Below are 23,461 nucleotides of genomic sequence, written 5' to 3'. Positions count from 1 at the left end.
AAAATAAATCCTTAGTTTCCAAAATAACAGACCATTGGAACAATAACAGAAGAAGTTAATATAGTTTTTTTACCGTGACTTTGTTACGCTAACGCAGAACGTTAGTTGAATGAGAGGGTAGTCAATTATTTGTTAGAAGTACTTCAAGTCTTATTTGTAAATAGGGTTTTCACTCCTTAATTTGCATATCGATTATATATATGAAAAGCCAGCAAACCCTTATGTTTGCTGGCTTCTTGCACTTCAAAACTTAATTGTCACCCAACAATTATTATATTGTATAGGTTGATAAATAGTTCTCAGCCTTCTTGAGTGTGAAAATCTTTTGATGTCCAGTTTGTTGGTCTTGACGATGTAAAATAAAAACGGCTGCTGGTTACATCCGATCGTCGGTTTCTCTTATTTAGCGTTGCAGTACTCTGGCTATCATTGTGGCAAATTCGGCTCTGGTTATCGCTTGAGTAGGGCGGAATGTACCATCATCATATCCTGTGACGATTTTGTTGGCTATCAAAGTATTGATATATGTGTATGACCAGGAGTCCAACTGGACATCTGAGAATGAAACAGCACTACTGCCGCTTAGTTTGAATGCTCTTGCAACCAAGGCGGCCATCTCAGCTCGGTTAAGGGTGTCATCCGGTCGGAATGTGCCGTCGTCATATCCGTTCATGAGGCCTGACTTCTCTGCGGCTCCGATGTAGCCAGCAGCCCAGTGATCGGCAAGTACATCAGTAAAGTCGCTTGTTTGCGGCTTTAGGCCAAGCTGAGTCGACAGCACCTTCACTGCCTCGGCGCGGGTAATGCTGAGGTTAGGACGGAAACTGTTATCCGGGTAACCGGCCAGCAATCCCTTCTTAATGAGGAAGTCAATGCTATCCTCGGCCCAGTGTCCTTTCGTGTCGGTAAACGAGATCACTTCTGGTGACGGTTCGTTCACATTGTCTGGCGTTGGCGTTGGTGTTGGCGTTGGTGTTGGTGTTGGTGTTACTGTTGGCGTTGGCGTTGGCGTTGGTGTTGGTGTGGATGACGGTCCGTTGCCTGAATCTGTCGATTCGTTGTTGTTATTCTGGTAGGTCAGCGCAGGAGCAAAGCTTGTAACACGTGAAGCCTTGGTTTGCTGCTCCAATGCGTAGCCCATGCCCAGAATGTTGGCGTCATCCCACGCTTTGCCCACAAGCTGCATAGAAATCGAATAACCATTTGGACTTGTGCCTACAGGTACGATAACAGTTGGCAGTCCGACATTAGATGTCAGTACGCCGGTACCTCTGTCCGAGCTCAGCTGAGTAGCTGCACTGTCGTTGTTATACACATCGCTTATAAATCCTGCATAAACGACGCTGTCTACATCGTACTGATCCATCCAGCCTGCAATAATCTGTTTGTAGTTCTTTCTGTAATTAAGGTAGGCCTGTACCTGGCTTTCTGTCATTCGCGGACGCACTTGCAAGTTGCGCTGATTGTACAGCAGCACCTTAGGCGAGGCGAGCAGCTCGTCGCCGCTAGCGAATGGGAAATCCTTCTGTAGCTCGATGTAGCGCGCCCAGCCCTCAGCGCCGGCATTTCCCGATGGGCTTGATCCACCGCCAGGAGGCGTGCTCATTTCGACCAGAGTAGCTCCTGCCGCCTCCAGATCGGATAAATGTTGCAAAACGGCTTCACCTGTGCCGTCATCGGCGTACGAGGAAACGAATGAGGATGGAATATAGCCGATTCGCTTGCCTTGCAGGGCATTGCGATCAAGTGCTTCCGTCCAGTCGCTTGGCCTTTTTGCATCTGCCTCCTTTGTCAACACCAAATCCAGTGGATCGGTTCCTGTAGTTGCATTAAGCAAATAAGTCAGGTCGGTGACGGTGCGGGCAATGGGTCCTGCATAATCCTGTCCCCATGTCAGCGGCATAACACCGCGCGTGCTTGCCATGCCATCCGTTCCGCGGAAAGCCGTCAGACTAGCGCCTACAGACGGTGCGTACAGCGAAACACCAGTTTGTGTACCCAAGGCTGCTGCTGCAAAGTTTGCCGCAACGGCTACTGCGGAGCCGCCGCTGGAACCGAACGAGGTTTTGGACGGATAGAGCGCATTCCAGGTTTGCATCCAGCCGCTTTCGCTGAAGCTGCCACTGTTGGCAAACTCTGAAAGATTAGTTTTGCCGATAATGACAGCCCCTGCTTCTCTAAGCTTCTGAACCTGGTATGCGTCTGCTTGGGGCTGCCAACCCTCAAGAGCTTTGGTACCGCCGGTGGTCGGCATATCCTTTGTATCATAGAGATCCTTGATAGCAATCGGAATGCCAAGCAATTGGCCTCTCTTCCCCTCCTTGCGAGCTCGGTCCGCTGCCTGGGCCTGTTGGATAGCTGTTTCAGAGACGTGAAGGAAGGAATGGAAGCCCAACTGTCCAAAATCATACGCTGTAATGCGATCAAGATAAGCTCTTGTGATGTCTTCGGAGGTAGTAATGCCTTTCTCCATAGCATCCTGCATTTGCGAAATGTTTTTGTTAAGCACATCGTAAGTGGCGGTTGTCACCGTAGGTGGTAAGGCGGGAGCCGCCGGAATGTCAAGGCGAGTAACAGCTGCGCAAGCAGCAGCATCATAACCAGCCAGTTTGGACAAGTCCCAGTTGCTTATTGTGCATACCTGTGCTGGAGTCAAGTGCGTAAGATCAGGATTATTCGCCAACTGATCCAGCGAATCGGCAGCTTGTGTGAGTCCGGCTGCGCCTGTATCTCCAGCTAGTACATATCTGGCAAGCGACTTGGTGTGGCCAGGCTCAATCGTCAGGCGATGGATAAAACCATAGAAGTTTGCATCATTGCCTGAAGTGGCCAGTGGAGTAGTGAAAGGATCCTTTTGCTGGTTGCCGGTGCCTTGCAACGCGCCTCCAAATGGAGCAGGCGAACCAAGAGCAACACCGATTGGACGATCTGCTGCTCTCGCATTGGCTATCAACACCCATGAATCGTTAGAAGCGATGGCAGCGTCTCCGCTGGAGGTCGTTTTTACATTGGCGTAATAGGGGCCTGTACCGTAGCCGAGTGATCCACCGAAAGATACATTGACCGTGACGGGCGAAGCGGTCGTATTGGTAAAGGTGTCAAAGAAACGTGTTCTATTGTTTGTGCTATCAAAGTATATATCGCGTGTAATAAGTACATTGCCCAGATTAACAGATTGGGTAGTGGCAAAAGTGTCATTGTTGTCAAAGGTAAGTCCAAAACCTCGCATCATTTGGCCATTCATGCGAGGTCCAGGTGTGGTGGACACTTGTACGAAAATATCGCCGAAGCCCTGCAGAGGTGTAGCACTCGCTCTGCGAATACTGCCTGTATCGAGGTTAGGCGCAAAGGAATCATGGAATTCCCATTCCGTGCCGCTTTTCGATGTCAGTTTAGTTAACGCATATGCACTGTTGAACGGAACCAATCCTGCGATGGAGATGGATAGAGCAAGTGCTGCTGCAAAAGTGGCTTTATTACTCCAGGTACGTTTTACTGCTTGGGAGGCTGGTAAGTCTGTAGCAGACTGACCTTTATTGAGCCTCAAAATGTTCTTGATCTTAAACAATATTTTTCAACTCCCTTTAGAGAATATAGTGGAAACTCTATCACCGTGTTAGTATAACGTCAAGTAATATAATTTAATATGTTACATAAAATAACATATATTTAAAAAGTTTAATATTTAATGACAAAACAAGCGAAAATGGCACTGAAAAGTTTAAGGTTTATTGATTATGTGTAAATATTAATGACACATAAATGACTCTAATAGAGTTAGTTGCAAATCTACCAAATGGGCGGGTGTATATCGCAAGTGCAAACAAAGGAATTACAGGCAACTCTAACGGGGAGCATTTGAAGCTAAGTGGCGTGCACTCATTGAGTACACGCCTATTTAATTTCTTCTTGTATGGAGAAACAATTTATTTGCATAGAACCAGCAGGTCAGTTAACCCGAGGTGGCGATTAAACGGGCCGTACAGGTCCTATTGTTAACGTTATGTAAATGACTTCTTTTATGATTTTGCATATAATTTGTTGCGACAACCACCGCCTCTTCTAAATGTAGAAACCTTCAATTGGCGGAGAAAATTACAGCAGATGGAGATAGTGTCACTACGGGGAAGAGGCTCGCACGAGTAGAAAGGTAATTGATCATATTGAAAATTATTCTGAAGTGGGGGGGCTATTAGGTCTCTTTGCTATTGCAGCTATTTTTCTGTTGAGTAATTCCAGCTAAGCCTTTATTCACGAGGCTCCCGACAGGCTACAACTTGGACTTAGCTCTACAACGAAGATTGACAAAGTCGTCTCGGAAGTTCCCAAAAGCAAAATTGTCGATCTGAAAACGCGCATAATATCCATACCCTTCGGCTGCAGTTGGGGGAGTCTGAAACCCCATTCTAGTTTGCTGGTTAATAGGTGTATTTATTAATGTATTTATTCCTAAGAGATATTTTTAATATCGCTTGAAGGAGCTTGGGGGATAAATCGAATAAATTAATGGCACTAACTAGGGAGTGTGCTAAGGAGACACTCTCACCGAGGAAGGAGATTTGAACTTCTAGGAAAAATGTTTCACATCCTGCCTTATTGCAGTTCATATCAGTAATATATAGAATATGAATTGTGCCTTACAGATAAGAAATGGAGTGGGAACTCAATGATTAAATCAATTATTTTTGATATGGATGGAACTCTTTTTCAAACCGATAAGATTTTAGAAATATCACTCGAAGATACCTTCAATCATTTAAGGTCACTAAAAGAATGGGACAATGAGACACCTATAGATAAATACCGTGAAATTATGGGTGTACCTTTGCCTAAAGTATGGGAAGCTTTGATGCCGAATCACTCAATTGAAGTGAGAGAAAGAACCGATGCTTATTTCCTGAAAAAGCTAATTGAAAATATTAATATCGGAAAAGGTGATTTATATCCTTATGTAAAGGAGATTATGAGTTATTTAAAAGAGAATAATTGTACAATTTACATAGCGAGTAATGGCTTAACCGCATATCTAACTGCCATTGTGAATTTTTATAATTTAGATAATTGGGTGACTGAAACATTTAGTATTCAACAAATTGAATCTTTAAATAAATCTGATCTAGTCAAGATTATTATTGAAAAGTATGCGATTACCAACGGAGCGGTAGTTGGAGACCGTCTCTCGGATATAAATGCAGCTAAAGACAATCATTTAATTGCAATAGGGTGTAAATTTGATTTTGCACAAGAGAATGAGTTGTCTCAAGCTGATATCGTTATAGATAGCTTAATTGAACTAAAACAAATAGTGTTGCGATAACATCTTTAGCTAGCGAGGACGATAACTCCATTAACCGCCTTTTTAAGTAGAGAAAGCAGTGTTTCTAGGTGATAGTAATGTAGATATTATTGCGGGGAAATCTGCAGGGGTTCGGACTTATGCAGTTCAGTGGTTATCCACTTATCAAAGTACAGTATTTGATATAAAACCTGATGCTGTATTCTCAAACACAGCAGATTGTATTTCCCTTTTAAAAAATGAAGGTTCATTGCGCTAACGGTGAACGTTTGTTCAATACACAGCAATGGGAGGCTGCCGGCACGATCGGCAGCCTTTTGCTCACCTAACGGGAGTTTAAGACAACTTCGAAGTAATGGAATTGTATAAAGTATTACAACGAAGAATTACGGGGGTAATTTGGTGGATAAACCTAAATTTCTTACACCCATACTGGTAGGGATCATATTTTCTGGTGTATGGATAATGATTGGAACCCCTTTTTACATTAATTCATTTTCAGCATACTTTGGAATGAAATATTTAATTTTTTTCTTTAATGGTCCCAGTTATTTTTGATTGAAGCATTTGCCATTATGCTAACGGGAGTTTAATGGAACAAAAGTTTCTCAACTGTGATGGACCTAGATACTCCACAATTTATTATCTTATTGTCATTGACATGTTAGTTTACGACTATTGAAATATATCCATGTATATCAGAATATGGATAAAGGCATATCATATACATGGGCTCATGGGTGTGGCAAAAGGAGTAACACATTTTAAGGATATTGATGCAAGTGGAAAAAGTCGTATCAACTACTTTCGCTTTTATGATACGTACAAGGATAATATGAATAAACCCTTTTACCTTGGTTATTTATTAACAGGTCGGTTGACGAGAGTATGATGTTTTTGTCCAGCATGCGATTAAGCTAACGAATAAATGTTAGCAGAATACTAACATTTGTGCAGTCCGCCAGACTGATCGGCTGCTTTTTCATTATGACTTTGAATGTCATATCCATTTGATTGTATTACGGAATTTATGTTTTTTTAAACAAATATTGATCCCGCTGATATCATCATGATTCCTGGGGATTCTCCCCTCTAAGGCAATATTAAGAGAACTAACCAAGGTTGGAGAATATTTTGCACATCATATACCGAATTGGGTAGAGCGTTAAACTAACAGGGAACAATAGTGGAAAGTTAAGGGAGCAGTTTGCCGTGGCCGGCAGCTGTTCTTTTTTCTTTTGACCGTGAGCAGAATCCCTCAACAAGAATTTGGGCAATTATGTTATTATTTTGGAATCACAGTTGGTTAAAAATGGAGGATCTAGATGAATATCAATGAAACCGGAATCATTATATTTTGTGAAAATTATGATGTGGCATTAAAATTTTATTCTGAAAAATTAGGTTTACATGTTCGCAAAAAAGGAGAGCACTTATCCGTATTAGACTTCGGAGGTAGTTATCTCATGTTAGAGGATAACGGGGTAGCTTCGGTAAAGGAAAAAACACGGGCAGAGAATCCTACAGTTATTCGTTTTAACGTGAATAACTTTGAAGAGGCCGTATCAGAGTTGATGCAGCGTGGCGTATCTGTTGATGTAAAGAAGCATAGTTGGGGAACGATTGGAGTAATTATAGACCCCGAAGGAAATAGGATTGAATTAAAGGATTAGGCACTGTGTTTAAAAACGTAGTGGAAGAGCTGGATATTTACCCAACGGAGAACATTTGTTCAATAAGAGGGCTAATTATAAAACTAAAGGGACACGTTAGCAGGAATGGTTTGTCCTATATCGTGACACAGTGCACGGGAGTGCTTTTGCCAGCTTTACAACGCGGCTTCTATTTGATGCGGTACGCGGGAAAAACTATTTGATAGAATTTTCGGATAAATGCTATACTGTACCAATGTATAATTTATCCAGAAAAAGGAGAATGAAAAATGATGTACTATGCTGATCATTCCAGGGGAAAGCCATACGCTAAAGATCCGGCTGTTGTAAAATTTAAAGGAAAGTATTGGATGTATTATTCCATTCCTTCCTATGAAGACGGGCGTCAACCGGACGGCTGGGGCATAGGTATTGCTGTAAGCGATGATCTGGAGCAATGGGAACGCGTTGGTGAAATGACAGCGCAGCATCCTTATGAAATCAACGGAATATGTGCTCCCGGGGCTATTGTATTGAACGGAAGCATTCATTTGTTCTATCAAACCTACGGGAATTTCCCAAAAGATGCGATTTGTCACGCCGTTTCGGAAGACGGGCTGCATTTTGAGAGAAATAAGTCGAACCCCGTGTTTTCGCCAACAGGTGAGTGGAATAACGGTAGAGCTATCGATGCCGATGTTATTATTCACCAGGATAAGCTGTTCCTTTATTTTGCGACGCGCGATCCCAAGGGTGAAATTCAAATGCAGGGTGTGGCAACAGCGCCACTTGATTCTGACTTTGGAGCAGGCGCATGGACTCAAGCTTGTGACCAGTCAATCCTTAAGCCCGAGCTTCCTTGGGAGGGGCAATGTATCGAAGCGGCGGCGACGTGTAAGCGGAATGGCAAAGTATTTATGTTTTATGCGGGTGCCTATAATAATTGGCCGCAGCAAATAGGATGTGCGGTAAGCGAAGACGGAGTGCATTTTCAAAGGCTGTTTTCAGAGCCTCTTTTGCCGAATGGAGAACCGGGCAGCTGGAATTCTAGTGAGTCAGGTCATCCATATCTATTTGAAGATGAAGATCAGCGCACTTATTTGTTTTTTCAAGGCAACAACGATAACGGGGAAACTTGGTATTTGTCCTATGTCGAGATTGGATGGGAAGCTGATGGTAACATTCCGGTAATTATCCCTCCACTCTAATTTGTTGAAATGAATGAATACCTGTTAGGTTTATCGAATGGTCATAACAAAAAAGCCGTCAGACTCACTGAAGCAGTGATTTTGGCGGCTGTTTCGTTATATGAAACGACTTCTCCAGAAGCATTCCCCCGGCATTTTCTCCCGCAATCACTCCTTTATTCATTTCTGTTAAAAGCCTACATACCCAATCAAATTGGCATTTTTGCCTATCAAAGTACCTTTTTTATACGCAGGGACCGGTGATATTATGAAAGCGTAAACATTCAATATAAACATATCGAGAGGGGTTCCCCAATGAAGAAATGGATTGCTATGCTTTGCGTATGCGCGCTGTTTGTTATTTCAGCTTGTAGTGGCACTAAAACTGCGGCACCGGCAGCACCTGACTCCAAACCAACCCAACCTGCTCCTGCTCCTGCTGCGGCCGGAGAGAAAAAGAAACTGTCGTTATGGTACATAGAAACGGGGAAACGGAAGGAACTGATTGAGGCAACGATTCAACAGTTTATGAAGGATCATCCCGACGTGGAAGTGGAAGCGGTTCAAATTCCTAATGACCCTTACAAAACGAAGTTAACCGTTGCTATGGGCGGCGGAAATCCTCCTGATATTTTCCATTCTTGGGGCGGCGGTTGGCTGAAACAATTTGTAAGCGCTAACCAAGTATTGGATTTAACCGGTAAAATCAGCACCGATACCTTTATCCCTGCCGGGATCAGCTCCGCTACCTTTGATAATAAAGTATACGGTGCACCGGTAGCTTTGTCCTTAGTTCCTGTTTATTACAACAAGGAAATTTTCGCTAAATACAATTTGCAGCCGCCTCAAACTTACGACGAGCTGATGACGATTGTAGAAAAGCTTAAAAAGGAGAATATCATTCCTTTTGCGCTTGCTAATAAAACGAAATGGCCTGCTGCTTTGTTATTCATGTATTATGCAAACCGTCTTGGGGGTTCGGAAATTTTCAACGAAGCCTTTGAAAGAAAAGGACGCACATTTGATGATGAATCCTATGTAAAAGCTGGAGGTATGATCCAGGAGTTGGTCAAAGCCGGCGGCTTTAATCCAGGGTTTAATGGTATTCAATACGATGCGGGAAATTCACGTCAGTTGATGTATACGGGTAAAGCTGCAATGGAAGTACAAACCTCTTCGTATATTAACAATGTCCGTACCGAAGCGCCTGACTTTGAGAAAAAATTAGGCATGTTCCCATTCCCGACCATCAACGGCGGCAAAGGGAAAATTACAGACGTAGTCGGAGGAGTATCACCTGTACTTTCCGTATCTTCCAAAACGAAATATCCTAACGAATCCGTTGAGCTGGTTAAAGCTTTAACATCCAAAGAGCTGGGACAAAAATTAGCTGACCAAGCTGGCACAATCTCGGCACAGAAAGGTATTACTTACACGGATGCCTTTGCCAAACAATTAAACGACATGTTGAGCAGCGCGACTTCCTTGCAAACGTTCTATGATCAAACGTTGCCATCCGAATTAGCTGAGCTGCATAAAGATACAACGCAGAATATTTTTGGCCAGACCATGACGCCGGCCGAGGCAGCTAAACAAATGGAAGCTAAAGCAAAAGAAGTATTAAAGAAATAAAGTCATTCAAGGGGAGGGATGCCTCCCCTTCTACTCTTACACCAAGGAGAGGAGCTTCCCATGAATAGCAATGCCTCGCCACGAAATATACGCCGGCAAAATAAGATACAAAACAGCCTATTTTTATTATGGTTTATCGGTCCGGCGCTGCTCGTTTACTTGATTTATGTGATTTATCCCATTTTTGCTACTTTTTACTACAGCATGTTTAAGTGGAGCGGGATTCAGACTGAAAAAACGTTCATAGCGTTGCAAAATTACGTATCTCTTTTGTCGGATAACGTTTTTTGGATGACGGTTTCTAATAATTTACTGCTGGTTATCGCTTCCGTTGTTACACAAATTCCGCTCGGACTCGTTATGGCGCTTATTTTGTTTGCTCCGCTAAAGGGCATGCGGTTGTTCCGAACTGTGTATTTCCTGCCTTTGCTGATGTCAACCGTAGCAGTAGGGATTTTGTGGTCGCTGATCTACGATCCGATGTTCGGCGTTATTAATAAAACGTTGGAGGCTATAGGGCTCGGCTCGTGGCAGAATGGTTGGCTTGGAGATACGAAAACCGCTTTTATCGCAGTTATTATTACCATTTGTTGGCAGTACACTCCGTTTTATATGATTTTGTTCCGAGCGGCCATTTCCGGAATCCCGACGGACATCTACGAGTCGGCTGGCATTGACGGCTGCAGCGGCTTTAAAAAGTTTTGGCATATTACACTGCCGTTAATTAAACCAACGATTATTACTTCCTCGGTTTTATCAGTAATCGGCTCGTTAAAATATTTTGATTTAATCTTCGTCATGACGGAGGGCGGTCCCTCCAGCAGTACAGAGCTAATGGCCACATATATGTATAAGCAGGCCTTTTCCCAATTCAATATGGGATACGCGAGCTCCATCTCATTTACTATGTTTGTTATCGCATTTGTGGTTGCATTGATTATTTTGGCAGCGGATAGATCTCGCGCGAAGGCAAACCAATAGGAATATGACATAGATAAAGAAAGGGTGATCACTATGCCTTCCATAATAAAGTATACAGGGCTTTATTTGATCGCGGCCATTCTGCTGGTTTTTACAGGCTATCCATTTATATATATGATTGCAACTTCTGTGAAAACACAAGAGCTGTTTTTTCAAAATCCAACTTCTCTCTGGAGCAACTTTGTGTTTGAAAACTATGCGCTCGTGTTTAAGCTCGGAATCGATCAATATTTTATCAATAGTATATTGATCTCGGTCGTTAGCGTGTTTGCCGTTATTTTATTATCGGCTATGGTCAGCTTTCCCTTGTCCCGCATAAGATTCAAGTTGAACCGGCCTATCTACTATGTATTTCTTGCAGGCATGATGATTCCGGTGCATACCACATTGATCCCGGTTTATCTTCTTACAAAGGAAATCGGATTGTATGATTCGTTGTGGGCACTATTGGGGCCGTATATTTCATTTAGCCTTCCGGTTTCCATCATTATTTTGACACAATTCATCCAGGAAATTCCGCGCGAGCTGGATGAAGCGGCTATTATGGACGGAACCTCGCAGCCGGCATTATTTTGGAAAATCATACTGCCACTGCTTGCTCCGGCGCTTGCAACGATAGGGATCTATAATTTTATTCATATATGGAATGAATTTGTTTTTGGTTTGGTGCTTATCACAACACCTGAAAAAATGACACTGCCGCTCGGTTTACGTGCGTTTTACGGTGAGTTTTCCGTTAACATTCCTGGAATCATGGCTACATTGACACTGGGGACCTTACCGCTGCTAATCGCTTATTTTCTTTCCCAGGAAAAAGTGGTCAGAGGTTTATCAGCCGGCGCTGTAAAAGGATAAGTTTCCGATAGGTAAATATATGTTGTTTGCAAACCATTCCTATGATGTATACTATGGGGTATGGTTCTTTTTGCTAGGAATAAAGGATGTGTTTAGCATGAACAGGATTATAGGCGCCTTGCAATTGAACCGGACAAGAGTGCAAATCTTACTTGGCTTCCTGCTGGTTATGATGGTTGTCCTGTCCATTGCAGGCGGATTGGTTTACCGTTCAATATCCGAGTTGTTGGTCCGCAATGCCGAATCCTACGTAGGGGAAACAACCAAGCAGGCCAGTGCCCGCTTGGATGCGGTGCTTGCACAAGTTGACACGCTTAGCTTGCTGCTGATGACGGATGCCCGGATCCAACAGTTATTGTACAAAGTTAAACAAGGAGAAGCCGTAACGGTTGACCAAAAGCTGTCGGTCCGGCCTATTTTGATCAATTTGATGACCTTTTCCGATCTCATTCAAGGCATTGAGCTGTACGCGGGCGATGAGCCGTTCTATCCGTTGGAAAACCAAAATTTATTGGAACGCATCGGCCAGGAGGCTGCTATTTTCGCCAATTTGAAAGAAGGGCAGCTTGTATGGGCGGACACAAAGCAAAAGGAGAATGGTCACCTTCTCGCTGTGCGGCAAATCCGGTTGGAGGATGACTATTTGGCTGGAGGAGGATACATTGTCTTCCGAATCAGCGATTCACTTCTTGACTTTTTTAACACGGAGTTCTCTTCAATCAAGGGAAGCACGATGCATTTGTACGACCAGCATCAACAGCTTGTCGCATCCAGCTCTCCCTCGCTGCTGACATCGGTAGATCCATCCTTCTTGCTTCGCCCGGCTCCGCAGGGAACTCATTCCATCATTAATATACACGGGACGGATTATCTTAAGATTATTCGGCAGTCAACGGAAACCCACTGGTCCATTCTCATGCTTGTCCCTGTAAGAGCGATTACAGAAGGGCTGCTTGTACTCAAGCAGGCTTTACTTTGGTCGTTAATTGTCGGCGTTGTTTTCTGTCTTCTGCTTTTGTGGATACTTTCCAGTTTTATTACAAAGCCGATTCGCAGGCTCAGAAATAAAATGCGCATTCCGTTCCTCGGGCTGCCGCATCTGAATGAAGAGGTCTATTTTAATTTTGAAATGAATGAGTTGAATATTTCTTATAACAATCTTGTCCGGGAATTGCATCAGCTGGTGCAAACGGTTTACGAAAAGGAACGCCTCAAAAACCAAGCGGAAATCAAAATGCTGCAGGCGCAAATTCACCCGCATTTTTTGTTCAACACGCTCGAATCGTTATATTGGACATTGATAGATAAACAAGAGGAAGAAGGCGCCCAGACGGTTATTGCCTTATCCAAGCTGTTCCGGTATACGATACATGCTGCAGACAAAGATGATTGGGTGAGCTTAACAGACGAAATAGAGCACTGCCAGCGTTATATGGAAATTATGAAATACCGCCTCGGCCACCGCTTAAACTGGCAGTTTCATATCGAACCGCTGACCCAAGAAGTAAAGGTTCCCAAGCTGTTGATTCAACCGTTAATAGAAAATGCGATACAGCATGGGATTGAACCGAAGATTGGAAATTCATCACTTCTTGTCTTGATACGGTCCGTCGAAAAGGATGGGGAAACCTTGCTAGGTATACAAGTTAAAGATAATGGCGTAGGAATGGAACGGCATGCTCTTGAAGCACTCAAAAACCGATTGGAATCATCCGGCCGGCCGGATACATCTTCCAAATCAGGCATTGGCCTCTTAAACGTACAGCAGCGTATTAAGCTTTATTACCGCAATCATTATGGAGTTTACATTCAAAGCAGCCCGGAGCAAGGGACTGTTGTGGATCTATATCTTCCTTACGGAGTTGAACGCGATGTCTGAACTTCCTTGTATTCTTATAGCCGAAGACGAGCTGCCTACCCGAAACGGCATTATGAAAGCGCTACAAACTTGGTCGGAAGGAAAAATCAATTTGCAAGTGGCGGAAAACGGGATGGAAGCCTTCCACTACCGAAAAACAAATCCAGTGGATTTACTGATCACGGATATCCGGATGCCCGGTTTAAACGGGATACAGCTTCTCGAAAGACTGAAGAAGGAAGGCTTGCAGACAAAATCCATTCTGCTTACGGGGTATGCGGAGTTTGAATATGCCAGAAAAGCGCTGACTCTTGGCGCGGTGAACTATATTCTGAAGCCGGTCGAATTCCAAAATTTAATTTCGGCCGTCGAGGAAGCCTTTGAAGAGAACAAGCTGTGGAAACGGGGCAACCATGATTCTTCCTTCATTGTACCGCAGGTGCTTAACGATTCAATCCGTAAGTCTTTAGTCTATATTTCCGCCGAGTTGTGGAATCCGTCTCTTGGGATCAAGGATGTTGCCGAGCATATTCATTTGAACTCCAGTTATGTTTCGGTGTTGTTTAAAGAGGAAACCGGCTATACGTTTAGTGATTACTTGACCCGGTTGCGGCTCTACAAAGCAAAGGAATTACTGCTTGGAACCGATATGAAAATATACGAAGTAGCCGAACGTACGGGGTTCAGCTCTTCTAAATATTTCGTGAAGGTTTTCCGTGAGGCGGAGCTTTTGACTCCCAAGGAGTTCCGCAATGAACATAAAAAAATGATGAATATGAGCGGGTTCGGCCATGAATAGAAGGCATAAGCTAAACCTGTTGATTGCAGCCGTGCTGTTAGTCACTTTATTATTTACTATATACAGTAGGAGGGATGCTCCTAACGTTTCCCAATCTCCACCGGCAGCGCCTTCTGTTTCTTCGGCCCCGGTAAAAATTACGTTCTGGAACGTCGAGACCAATGACCTTCGACAAGCTTTATTAAATCAAAGCATCCAAGCCTTTAACCAGACTCATAAGGCTGTTCAGATCGTGCCTTATTTTTATGAAGTGGAAACTTATAAAGCCAAGCTTAAACTGTCCATGATTTCTGGAAAAATGCCGGATTTGTTTTATTATTGGACAGGCGAGTCGTTTAAGTATATGGTTGATTCCCAGATTATAGCGGATTTAACCGAGAAAATGCAGGAAAAGCCCGCTTTTATGAAGCAGTTTTATCCGGAAGCGCTGCAATATGCTACTTATTATGACCGGTTGTATGGGCTGCCTCACACAACCAGTCATGTCGTGTTCTGGTACAACAAACGAATCTTCGCTCAATATGGCATTACGCCTCCGCAAACATGGGATGAATTAATGTCGGCTGCGCAGCAGTTATTGAATAACGGAATTCCGCCGTTTACCGTCTCCGGCAAGGAGAGATGGCCACTTCTTAATTGGTTCGCTTATTTGTCCAACCGTATGGGGGGCTCGACTCCTTTTCAGCATGCAATTAAGAAAACAGGTGACTTTACCGATCCCGCCTTTTTAGAAGGGGCTCAGTTATTCCGTGGCCTGATTACGGCAAAAATGTTCGTGCCTGGCTTTTTAGGCTTGGACGGGCCGAAGGCCGAGGATATTCTTTTAAAAGGTGAAGCGGCCATGTATTTGCAAGGCGATTGGGTTGCGGAAAAAATGCTCAGTAATCCGGACATCGGCTATTTCCGCTTTCCGACGGTTCACGGCAAAGGAGATCCTCAAGTCTATTACGGAGGCTATTCCTCAGGCTGGGCCATTTCCGCAAACAGCAATCTGGATGCGGCCTTTGAGGTGCTTTCTTCGATGTTTAGCATGGAAGAGAGGAAGAAGGTTGTTGAGGCGAGCGGGCTGCTCTCTACAGTAAAAGTTATGCCTCTTGATAGAAATAATATGAACCCACTCGTATACGATTTTGTAACCTTTATTGAAAAAGATCCCGTCGATTTTTTCGGTTATTATGACCAAGAAATCGATCCCCACAGATCTCAGCTGTTATTGAATGCTGTAGTAAAGATGGCTAGCGCGCCTACAATGTCTCAGGAGGAGATTGAGGATTTATTGAAACAGATCCGGTAAACTGTATTGCAATTAACCCAACTATGTCGAAAATGAATATTTGTTATTTGGACAAGTAAGCATTAACGAAATCAAGATCAATGCCATATTAGCGAAGAGGATGACCCTAATCCAGATTGAGCATGTGAGTAAGAGCTATGTGATGGGCGGGGAAACGATTCGTGCGTTGGACGATGTTTCGTTAGATATCGATCACGGCGAGTTCGTGGCGATCATGGGACCGTCGGGGTCAGGGAAGTCGACGCTGATGAACATTTTAGGCTGCTTGGATGTTGCGGATGATGGGGACTATGTGCTGGACGGGAAGGCCATTAATCGGCTCAAGGATGCGCAGTTAGCTGAAATAAGGAATCGGAAGATCGGCTTCGTCTTCCAGAACTTTAATCTGTTGCCACGTTTGAATGTATATGAAAATGTGGAGCTGCCGCTGATCTACAGGGGCATGAGCAGGAAAGAGCGGGAGCCGCTTGTCATGCAGGCATTGGAAGCGGTGGACTTGGTGGAGCGCCGGAAGCATTTGCCTTCGGAGCTGTCGGGCGGTCAGCAGCAGCGCGTTGCGATTGCGCGAACACTTTCGGGAGATCCGGCGATTATTTTGGCGGATGAACCGACGGGGGCGCTGGATTCGAAGACGGGTGTAGAGATTTTAAATATATTTAAGAGATTGAATGAGCAAGGCAGGACGATCATCTTGATTACTCATGATCTGGCGATTGCTCAGCAGGTGAAGCGGGTAGTGCATTTTCGGGATGGGAAGTTGAGTGAGGTTGGATAGGATGAGGGCCGGGACCTGAAAGGGTTCCGGTTTTTGGTTTTGTTATTATAGCCTCAAAACATTTCAAATTGACACGTTTTAAACCTATGCTATTCTTAATAGAGAACCCCCACATAGATATCTTATATGTATGTCTCTCTCCACGAACTTCAGATCTAAATTTTTACATAATAAATGTATCCACTTAAAAAGAAAGGAAGTAATCGCGTGATGAGTGGTTTCTCGAAGTATATAGCCGGGATTTCCATTAAAAACAAAATATTCATAGCGAATATATTAATTATTGTCGTATTTATTTCCACTCAGTCATACTTTGCCAACACGATTTCACAGAAAGCCCTTATCGAGAAAGAAATAAATAATTCATCCCGAGAGCTTGTGCTCATCAAAAACAACCTTCAAACTTTGGTAGCTACAATTGAAGACTATTCCAAAATCTTGGCTAGCGATTATCGATTGCAGAACGTCCTTTATAACGATTTATTATTAAATAGTGAGTTCAATGCAAGTAAGCCGGTTGAAGGATTAAATAACCTTTCCATGAAAAAGACCCTTTCAGAAACGATCAGCAATATTGTGGAGCCTAACACAAAAATTAAAGCGGTAAGCATTCTCACCTCGAATCGTCACTGGGTGGACGTCGGGTTTGCTGATAACGCATATGCTTCCCGTATATTCGGTGACGATTATGGAGCGGATGATCGTTTCTACTTACCCACTTGGACAAGCTTGATCAAATTCGGATTCTTGTATGAAGGTGAGCACAACGTAATTGCGGTTTCCAAAGCGGTCATTCATAAAGATACCGGTAAAATGGTTGGCAGAGTTTTTTTGTACGTGAAAGAAGCGACGATTGCTTCAATTTACGAAGGGGAAAATAAGGGAGGGGAATTTTATATCGTTGATTCTGCCGGCCGAATTATTTCCTCACAGAATAAAGCTATGTTATACCGGGATTTCAAGGAAGCCGTCTCCATAACCATTCCCGAGAATGGTAAAGACACAGCATTTACCCAAGGCAGCGGAAGAAATGAAATGTTGATATTCACCCAGCGCTTCGAACCGTTGAAATGGACAATTGTAAGCGTTATCCCTATGGATGATATTTCTTCAGATCGGAAACAAATCAATCAATTAATGATCGGGATCGGCGCAGCATGCCTGCTATTAGCATTAATTGTGTCCTTTCTATTGTCAGGATCAATTACGCGACCCATCTTCCAGCTTGCTAAGACTATGCGAGAAATCCGTACGGGGAAGATGCAAGTCAGAAGTACTTACCAATCAAAAGATGAGATTGGATATTTAAGCGAGGGCTTCAATAACTTAATGAATCGTATTGAAGCGCTTATGGCCGAAAACGTCGAGAAACAAAGGACAAAGGCCGAGATCGAATTTAAATTGCTGCAATCGCAAGTAAAGCCTCATTTTTTATACAACACGGTTGAAACCATTATTTCGCTCATTAAGCTGGGCTTAGGGAAGCAAGCCATACAGGCAGCCCAATACATGGCGAATTTCTATAAGATTTCGTTAAGCAAAGGTAACGATATCATATCGATTGGCGAAGAGATGCGTTTAACGGAAAGCTATTTGGAAATTCAGCAGCTGCGTTATGTGGAGTATATGTCGTATACGATGGAAATTGATAATGAAATTCTGACGTATTCGATTCCGAAGTTGACCTTGCAGCCAATTGTGGAAAATGCCATCTATCACGGATTGAAGCTCAAAAAGGAAAAAGGAATCATACGCATTACCGGAAAGCGAAGCGGCAACAATGTGGAAATTGAAATTTACGATAACGGGGCTGGTATGCACAATAATCAAAGTAAGGCTATCATGGCGGGATCCAGTGCTCTTGATGAAGCTGGGGGATTTGGAATTAGAAGCGTATCCAATCGGATCCAAATGCTGTATGGAGAAAGATACGGACTCCAAGTTGAAAGTGAATACGGCGTTTATACTAAAATTAAAATCGTATTGCCTCTTCGACATCATTAGCTCCTGCTCGCATCCATGAGGCTGGCATTTCTATTATCCGCAAGATAAAGGATTGAATAGAATAGGGGGAAAGACCATGTATAGAGTGCTTATTGTCGATGATGAATATTACTTCAGGCAAGCCTTGAAGATTTCGCTGCCGTGGAGTGAGTTGGGTTTTCAAATCGCGGGGGAAGCAAAAAACGGGGCGGAAGCTCTGGAACTGATGGCCGAGATAGAGCCTGATGTCGTGTTGGTGGATATGAATATGCCGATTATGGATGGATTGGAGTTTATACACAAAGCCAAGGAGCGCGACCGGAAATCAAAATTTCTGGTGTTGTCAGGCCATAGCGAATTCTCGTATGCCAGACAGGCTGTGCAATTAGGGGTTATAAATTACGTGCTGAAACCTATTAACGAAGAAGAACTCCAAAGCTCCTTACTTGATATAAAAGAACTGATACGATCGGAGCGTCTTGGCGAACTTGAGTTGGATGATTTAAGAAAGCAGGCAAGTGAAGGCTTGTCTGTCCTGAAGGAGCAAGTGCTGAACGGTTGGCTGCAGGGCAATGGTATCTCTAGATCCGGTTCCGAACGGGATCGATTAAACGATTTGGGAATAAAGTTGGAAGGGTTGCATTATAAGGCGATTGTCGTTGATGTGGATTCAAGTGATGAAAGGAATCTTGAGGAGGATATGCGGATACGCAAAGCCAAGGTACAAGAAATCGCTCAAAATAATATGCAGAGCGCCTTTCAGTGTGTCGACTGTCATGATCATGAGGCTCGTCTGGTTCTAATCATAGGATCACCCGACGGCAACTTCAATAAGCTGGCATCAATTTGCGAACGGATTCGATTGAACGTAGAGAACGACTTGGGCTGTACAGTAACGATTGGTTTAGGGAATGGCTGTGAAACGTTTGAGTCGATTTCAGCATCGTATAAGGAAGCGTTAATCGCATTGAAGCAGCGGTTTGTATGGGGGGGCAACAAGGTGTTCGCATATTCCTTGATTGCGGAAACCGGGATGAAAGTCGGATTGTTTTCGGTGGAAAAAAGAAGCGGTTTGCTAATGTCGATGCGAATCGGGAACAGCTCCGAGACGGAAGAATGGCTTTCGCGTTTTTTTCATGATACTCGCCTCCAAAAAGCTTCAATGGAAATGCTGCTTCTCGCTGGAATCGAAATCGTAGCCACATGTCTGGAATTTTTGGCCGAAGCGTCGCAAAGCTCGGAAGATGTCTTCCGAAATACGACACATCCCGATTTGATACAACACGTTCAGAGGATGAAAACCTTCAACGAGTTGGAGGACTGGATCCGTGCTTTCATTCTAAAGGCCATGGATCATGTGCATAGCCGCAAAACCAATAGAGCCGTAAAAGTTATAGAGGAGGTCAAAACGTATATTTCGAGGCATTACGGCAACGAAGAACTGCGAATCGAAGATATCGCAAAGAGCGTTCATATGAATTACAATCATCTTTGCTTCGTGTTCAAAAAAGAAACGACCTTTACGATCAATGACTACCTGACCGAAATACGGATAATTAAAGCAAAAGAACTTTTTGATCAGGGAGAGAAGGTTATCCAAAATGTAGCGAACCAAGTGGGATATGCGGATGCCAACTATTTCAGCAAATGCTTCAAAAAACAAATGGGAATCACACCTAGCAAATATGTGAATCAAATCAGTTAGACTATATGCTTCCATGCAGACGTTAGGGGGAAAGTGAAAACTTTGCCTATAACGTCTATTTTTTACCGTTAATTTTACTACTGGTCCGAGAATAATCTCTGTACTAAAATTGGCAATATTCGTAAAATTAACTCAAGGTTGATACCGCTTTCAGAATCTGAAATCAATCTGATATCCGCTTTCACAAATAGGGGAGGTAAACAATGAAAACGAAGTCAAAAGCAGCAGCTATGTTCCTCATGGCAAGTACTCTTCTGGTTACAACGGCATGCAGCAGTGGGGATGCAACAAAATCCAGCCAGCCGTCCGACAATCCGTCGCCCTCGGCAACAAGCAAGGAGGATAACAAGAGTACGGCGAAGACGGACAGCAAAAAAATCAAGATGAAAGTCATCACGATTACGACGGACGAAAATCGCAATAAAATTATGGAAAAATTCATTAAACCGAATATTGCTACAGCGCTTCCCAATCTTGAAGTCGAGTTTGAGCCCGGCGGCGGCGGCGAGGATATGGCCAACAAGTTGAAGACGTTAAATGCATCTGGGGATATGCCGGACGTATTCTGGAATGATGCGGGCTACTTTACGCCGTTGAAGAGCACAGGCAGCATTCTGGATTTGACACCTTATATTACGAAAGACGGTTTCTTAGGCAAATACGCGGTGCCGGATGCGTTAAAGCATGTAGATAACGGGATTTACAGCTTGTCTTCCGGAGCTGACACCTATTTCACCCCTGTCATCTTCTATCATAAAGATATGTTCGAGAAAGCTGGGGTTAAAGTGCCAACCACGTTTGATGAGTTGATTCAAATCTCGAAGACGCTCAAGAGCAAAGGCATGGTACCGGCTGTAACTCCTGGCAAGGACGGGTGGGGACCGAAGCTCTTCATGCTGCAGCAAATGATTCAAACCGGAGATCCGCAGGCGATGGCAGACCTTGTCAGCAACAAAACGGACTTCAACAATCCATCCGTTAAGGAAGGAGCGGCTCGCATCGAAAAGCTGGTCAAGGAAGGCGTGTTCCCAGACGGAATAGCCAATATAGATTACGGTCCAGCGATGGAAATGTTTACATCCAAAAAGGCGGCTATGTTATGGCAGTTTACTTGGGAGTTGCCAAATCTCGCAAAAGACGAAACGGTTGATTTCTTCCCATTTCCAAGCGCAAGTGATAAGTATAACCCTACAAAGAATGTACAGTTCTGGGGTTCTCCGGTTAACGGTTATGCGGTCAACGGCAAAACCAAGAATCCGGAAGAGGCCGTCAAACTTGCCGAATTTCTAGCCATGGCGGATGCGTTATACTTTGAATCTACCGGTGCTCCTATATCTTTGAAAACAGGAAACAAGGCAATGGATAGGAGCCCGCTTATGCAGAAGTTCGTTGACTGGTACAATCCGATTCCTAATAAAATCCCATCCTGGGCTCTTAATTCGCTAGATGCGAAGACGTCTGCCGAAATATCTACGCAAGGAGCGAATTTATTAACGGGCGAGTACTCAGCGGATAAATTTAATGATGCGATGAACAAGATCTGGAGCCAGAATACGTGGTTTGCCAAATAAAAAATAATTGAATAGCTAAATCCCCTTGGGATAGATCCAAGGGGGTTTAGACACAAATTAAATGGTGGAGAGAGCGATGAACAAGTACTTTAGCACCAAAGTGTCTATCTTTGTGTTTGCTTTCCCGGCATTGCTGCTGTTTACCTTATTCTGCGTATACCCTTTGCTGCCGGAGATCTGGATGAGCTTGCATAAGCATGACGGGTTTAGAAATTTGGGTTTTGTTGGTTTAAATAATTACAAAGAAGTGATATTATCTCCATCCTTTTGGACCGCACATAAAAATACGTATCTCATTGTAGCCATTTCATTGTTACTGGGGCTCCCCCTATCCATGATGCTTTCGCTTTTTATGGATGCTCAGACACCGAAGTTTCGTCGATTCTTCAAGACGGTGGCGATGTTCCCTGCGATTTTGTCGGTCACTGTTGTTTCTCAGATTTGGTTAGCGTTCTACGAACCCAATTGGGGCTTATTTAACGCGATTCTCAACTCATTAGGGTTGAGCTCTTGGACACATTCGTGGTTGACGGAAAAGAAAACGGTCATGCCCAGCATCGGTTTGACATTCCTGTGGCAATATATTGGACTGAACGCGATGCTGTTTTATACAGGAATCAAGACCATACCCAAGAGTTACTATGAGGCGGCATTGATTGATGGAGCTAATTTTTTTCAAGTTAGCTTACGAATTACGATCCCTTTGCTGCAGAATGTAATCAAATACGTGCTTATCCTGTCTACATTAGGCTCAATGGCATTTTATTCGCATGTACGAGTCATGACGGCAGGTGGCCCGGGAGATCAGTCCAGAACGGTCATCTACCAGATGTATTACACGGCATTTGATACTTCCGAATTTGGCAAAGGCACTGCGATCGCCGTCATTTTTATTCTGGAATGCCTTTTGATCTCCTTTTTCATTCAAAGGTTCGTTGCCAGAGAAAAACTGGAGTTTTAAGTGGAGGGGAGCTTTCTGAAATTATTAAGTCGAGTGTTTTGGGTAGTTGTGGGATGCACGTTTTTGTTTCCTTTGTATTGGATGGTAACAATGTCGTTGAAGTCCAAAAGCGAAGCTTACAGAAATCCTTTTGGGATACCGTCTTCCTGGGATTGGTTGAACTTTAGCGAAGCGCTGTCCAAATATCATTTTTATACGTATTTCGAGAACAGCGTCATTTATACCGCAGGCACAATCGTCATTACGTTGATAACCGGCAGCATGCTTGCTTATTGCCTCAGCCGTATGCAATGGAGATTCAACTCCGCGATGTTGCTATATGTATCTATGGGTTTAATTGTCCCAATCGAAGTCGTCGTTATCCCTTTATTCCAACTGGTTAAATGGCTGCATATCAAAAATAGTTATTTGGGTCTTATCTTGCCATATTCCGGCTTCGCTATCGCTTCCTGCGTACTGATGCTGTATGCCTTTCTTCGGTCTTTGCCTAATGAGCTGGAAGAAGCGGCATGTATCGATGGAGCGAATGTCTATCAAACGTATATGAAAATCATATTTCCAATCGTAATGCCGGCGCTCATGACGCAATGCGTTCTTATATTCATTCGAATCTGGAACGAATTTCCGCTTGCTTTTATTATTGCTTCCAAGGATCAATTACGGCCGCTTACGGTGGGGTTGCTTGGATTCTTTGTCAATGTGGGAGTTGCGGATTGGGGACTTATTGGCGCGAGTATGCTGTTATCCAGCTTGCCTATGATCATCGTTTATTTAATAGGGAACGAAAAGATCGAGAATGCATTGACTGCAGGTGCCATTTTGAAGTGAGGAATGTGAAGCAGAGGAAGGGACGCCAGATAAGGTGTCCCTTCTCCGTATCTGCAGGCTAACGCAGCGCTCTATCTTTTCAAA

16 protein-coding genes are annotated in these 23,461 nt (G+C 43.6%); 15 read left to right on the top strand and 1 reads right to left on the bottom strand.

Features of this window, described 5'->3' with window-relative positions; translation table 11 throughout:
- Positions 1-403 precede the first annotated feature (403 nt).
- On the bottom strand, positions 404-3,568 hold the full coding sequence (locus ACKTT9_RS30490; protein ID WP_407868941.1) for an amidase family protein: 3,165 nt from the start codon (positions 3,566-3,568) through the stop codon (positions 404-406).
- 1,098 nt (positions 3,569-4,666) lie between these two features.
- Here ACKTT9_RS30490 and ACKTT9_RS30485 point away from each other — a divergent pair.
- From ACKTT9_RS30485 to ACKTT9_RS30415, 15 genes are all read left to right on the top strand, one after another.
- Positions 4,667-5,317 carry an HAD family hydrolase gene (locus ACKTT9_RS30485; protein WP_407868940.1) on the top strand — a complete coding sequence of 217 codons (651 nt, stop codon included), beginning with the start codon at positions 4,667-4,669 and terminating at the stop codon, positions 5,315-5,317.
- A gap of 1,304 nt (positions 5,318-6,621) precedes the next feature.
- The gene (locus ACKTT9_RS30480) at positions 6,622-6,969 is read left to right on the top strand and encodes a VOC family protein (RefSeq protein ID WP_407868939.1); all 348 of its coding nucleotides are present in this window, start codon (positions 6,622-6,624) and stop codon (positions 6,967-6,969) included.
- Between the two features lie 269 nt (positions 6,970-7,238).
- Complete coding sequence (locus tag ACKTT9_RS30475) at positions 7,239-8,156, top strand: family 43 glycosylhydrolase (protein WP_315952097.1); 918 nt, start codon at positions 7,239-7,241, stop codon at positions 8,154-8,156.
- A gap of 294 nt (positions 8,157-8,450) precedes the next feature.
- Positions 8,451-9,767 (top strand): extracellular solute-binding protein, encoded by a 1,317-nt coding sequence (locus ACKTT9_RS30470; protein WP_407868938.1) that lies wholly within the window; start codon positions 8,451-8,453, stop codon positions 9,765-9,767.
- A 60-nt stretch (positions 9,768-9,827) separates the two neighbouring features.
- Positions 9,828-10,748 (top strand): carbohydrate ABC transporter permease, encoded by a 921-nt coding sequence (locus tag ACKTT9_RS30465; RefSeq protein ID WP_407868937.1) that lies wholly within the window; start codon positions 9,828-9,830, stop codon positions 10,746-10,748.
- A 33-nt stretch (positions 10,749-10,781) separates the two neighbouring features.
- Positions 10,782-11,603: a carbohydrate ABC transporter permease gene (locus ACKTT9_RS30460; protein ID WP_407868936.1), complete on the top strand. Its 822-nt coding sequence runs from the start codon at positions 10,782-10,784 to the stop codon at positions 11,601-11,603.
- A 97-nt stretch (positions 11,604-11,700) separates the two neighbouring features.
- Positions 11,701-13,482, top strand: a complete 1,782-nt coding sequence (locus tag ACKTT9_RS30455; RefSeq protein ID WP_407868935.1) for a sensor histidine kinase — start codon at positions 11,701-11,703, stop codon at positions 13,480-13,482.
- The gene (locus tag ACKTT9_RS30450) at positions 13,475-14,260 is read left to right on the top strand and encodes a response regulator (RefSeq protein ID WP_407868934.1); all 786 of its coding nucleotides are present in this window, start codon (positions 13,475-13,477) and stop codon (positions 14,258-14,260) included. The genes ACKTT9_RS30455 and ACKTT9_RS30450 overlap by 8 nt, the downstream gene beginning before the upstream one ends.
- Complete coding sequence (locus ACKTT9_RS30445) at positions 14,253-15,554, top strand: ABC transporter substrate-binding protein (RefSeq protein ID WP_407868933.1); 1,302 nt, start codon at positions 14,253-14,255, stop codon at positions 15,552-15,554. The genes ACKTT9_RS30450 and ACKTT9_RS30445 overlap by 8 nt, the downstream gene beginning before the upstream one ends.
- Positions 15,555-15,654: 100 nt before the next feature.
- Entirely contained in the window at positions 15,655-16,329 is a 675-nt protein-coding gene (locus ACKTT9_RS30440; protein ID WP_407868932.1) for an ABC transporter ATP-binding protein, read from the top strand.
- A gap of 210 nt (positions 16,330-16,539) precedes the next feature.
- Positions 16,540-18,333: a sensor histidine kinase gene (locus ACKTT9_RS30435; RefSeq protein ID WP_407868931.1), complete on the top strand. Its 1,794-nt coding sequence runs from the start codon at positions 16,540-16,542 to the stop codon at positions 18,331-18,333.
- 76 nt (positions 18,334-18,409) lie between these two features.
- Entirely contained in the window at positions 18,410-20,017 is a 1,608-nt protein-coding gene (locus tag ACKTT9_RS30430) for a response regulator (protein WP_407868930.1), read from the top strand.
- Positions 20,018-20,220: 203 nt separating this feature from the next.
- Positions 20,221-21,588, top strand: coding sequence for an ABC transporter substrate-binding protein (locus ACKTT9_RS30425; RefSeq protein WP_407868929.1), 1,368 nt, complete (start codon positions 20,221-20,223; stop codon positions 21,586-21,588).
- A 76-nt stretch (positions 21,589-21,664) separates the two neighbouring features.
- A complete protein-coding gene (locus ACKTT9_RS30420) occupies positions 21,665-22,549 on the top strand; it encodes a carbohydrate ABC transporter permease (protein WP_127452675.1) in 885 nt (294 codons plus the stop codon).
- A 90-nt stretch (positions 22,550-22,639) separates the two neighbouring features.
- A complete protein-coding gene (locus tag ACKTT9_RS30415; protein ID WP_407868928.1) occupies positions 22,640-23,377 on the top strand; it encodes a carbohydrate ABC transporter permease in 738 nt (245 codons plus the stop codon).
- Positions 23,378-23,461: the final 84 nt, after the last annotated feature.

This window comes from Paenibacillus sp. P36 (genome assembly GCF_045866505.1).
In the GTDB taxonomy this organism is placed as follows: domain Bacteria; phylum Bacillota; class Bacilli; order Paenibacillales; family NBRC-103111; genus Paenibacillus_E; species Paenibacillus_E chondroitinus.
The sequence above is the reverse complement of the archived record's forward strand: the minus strand, read 5'-3'. Positions and strand labels throughout refer to the sequence as shown.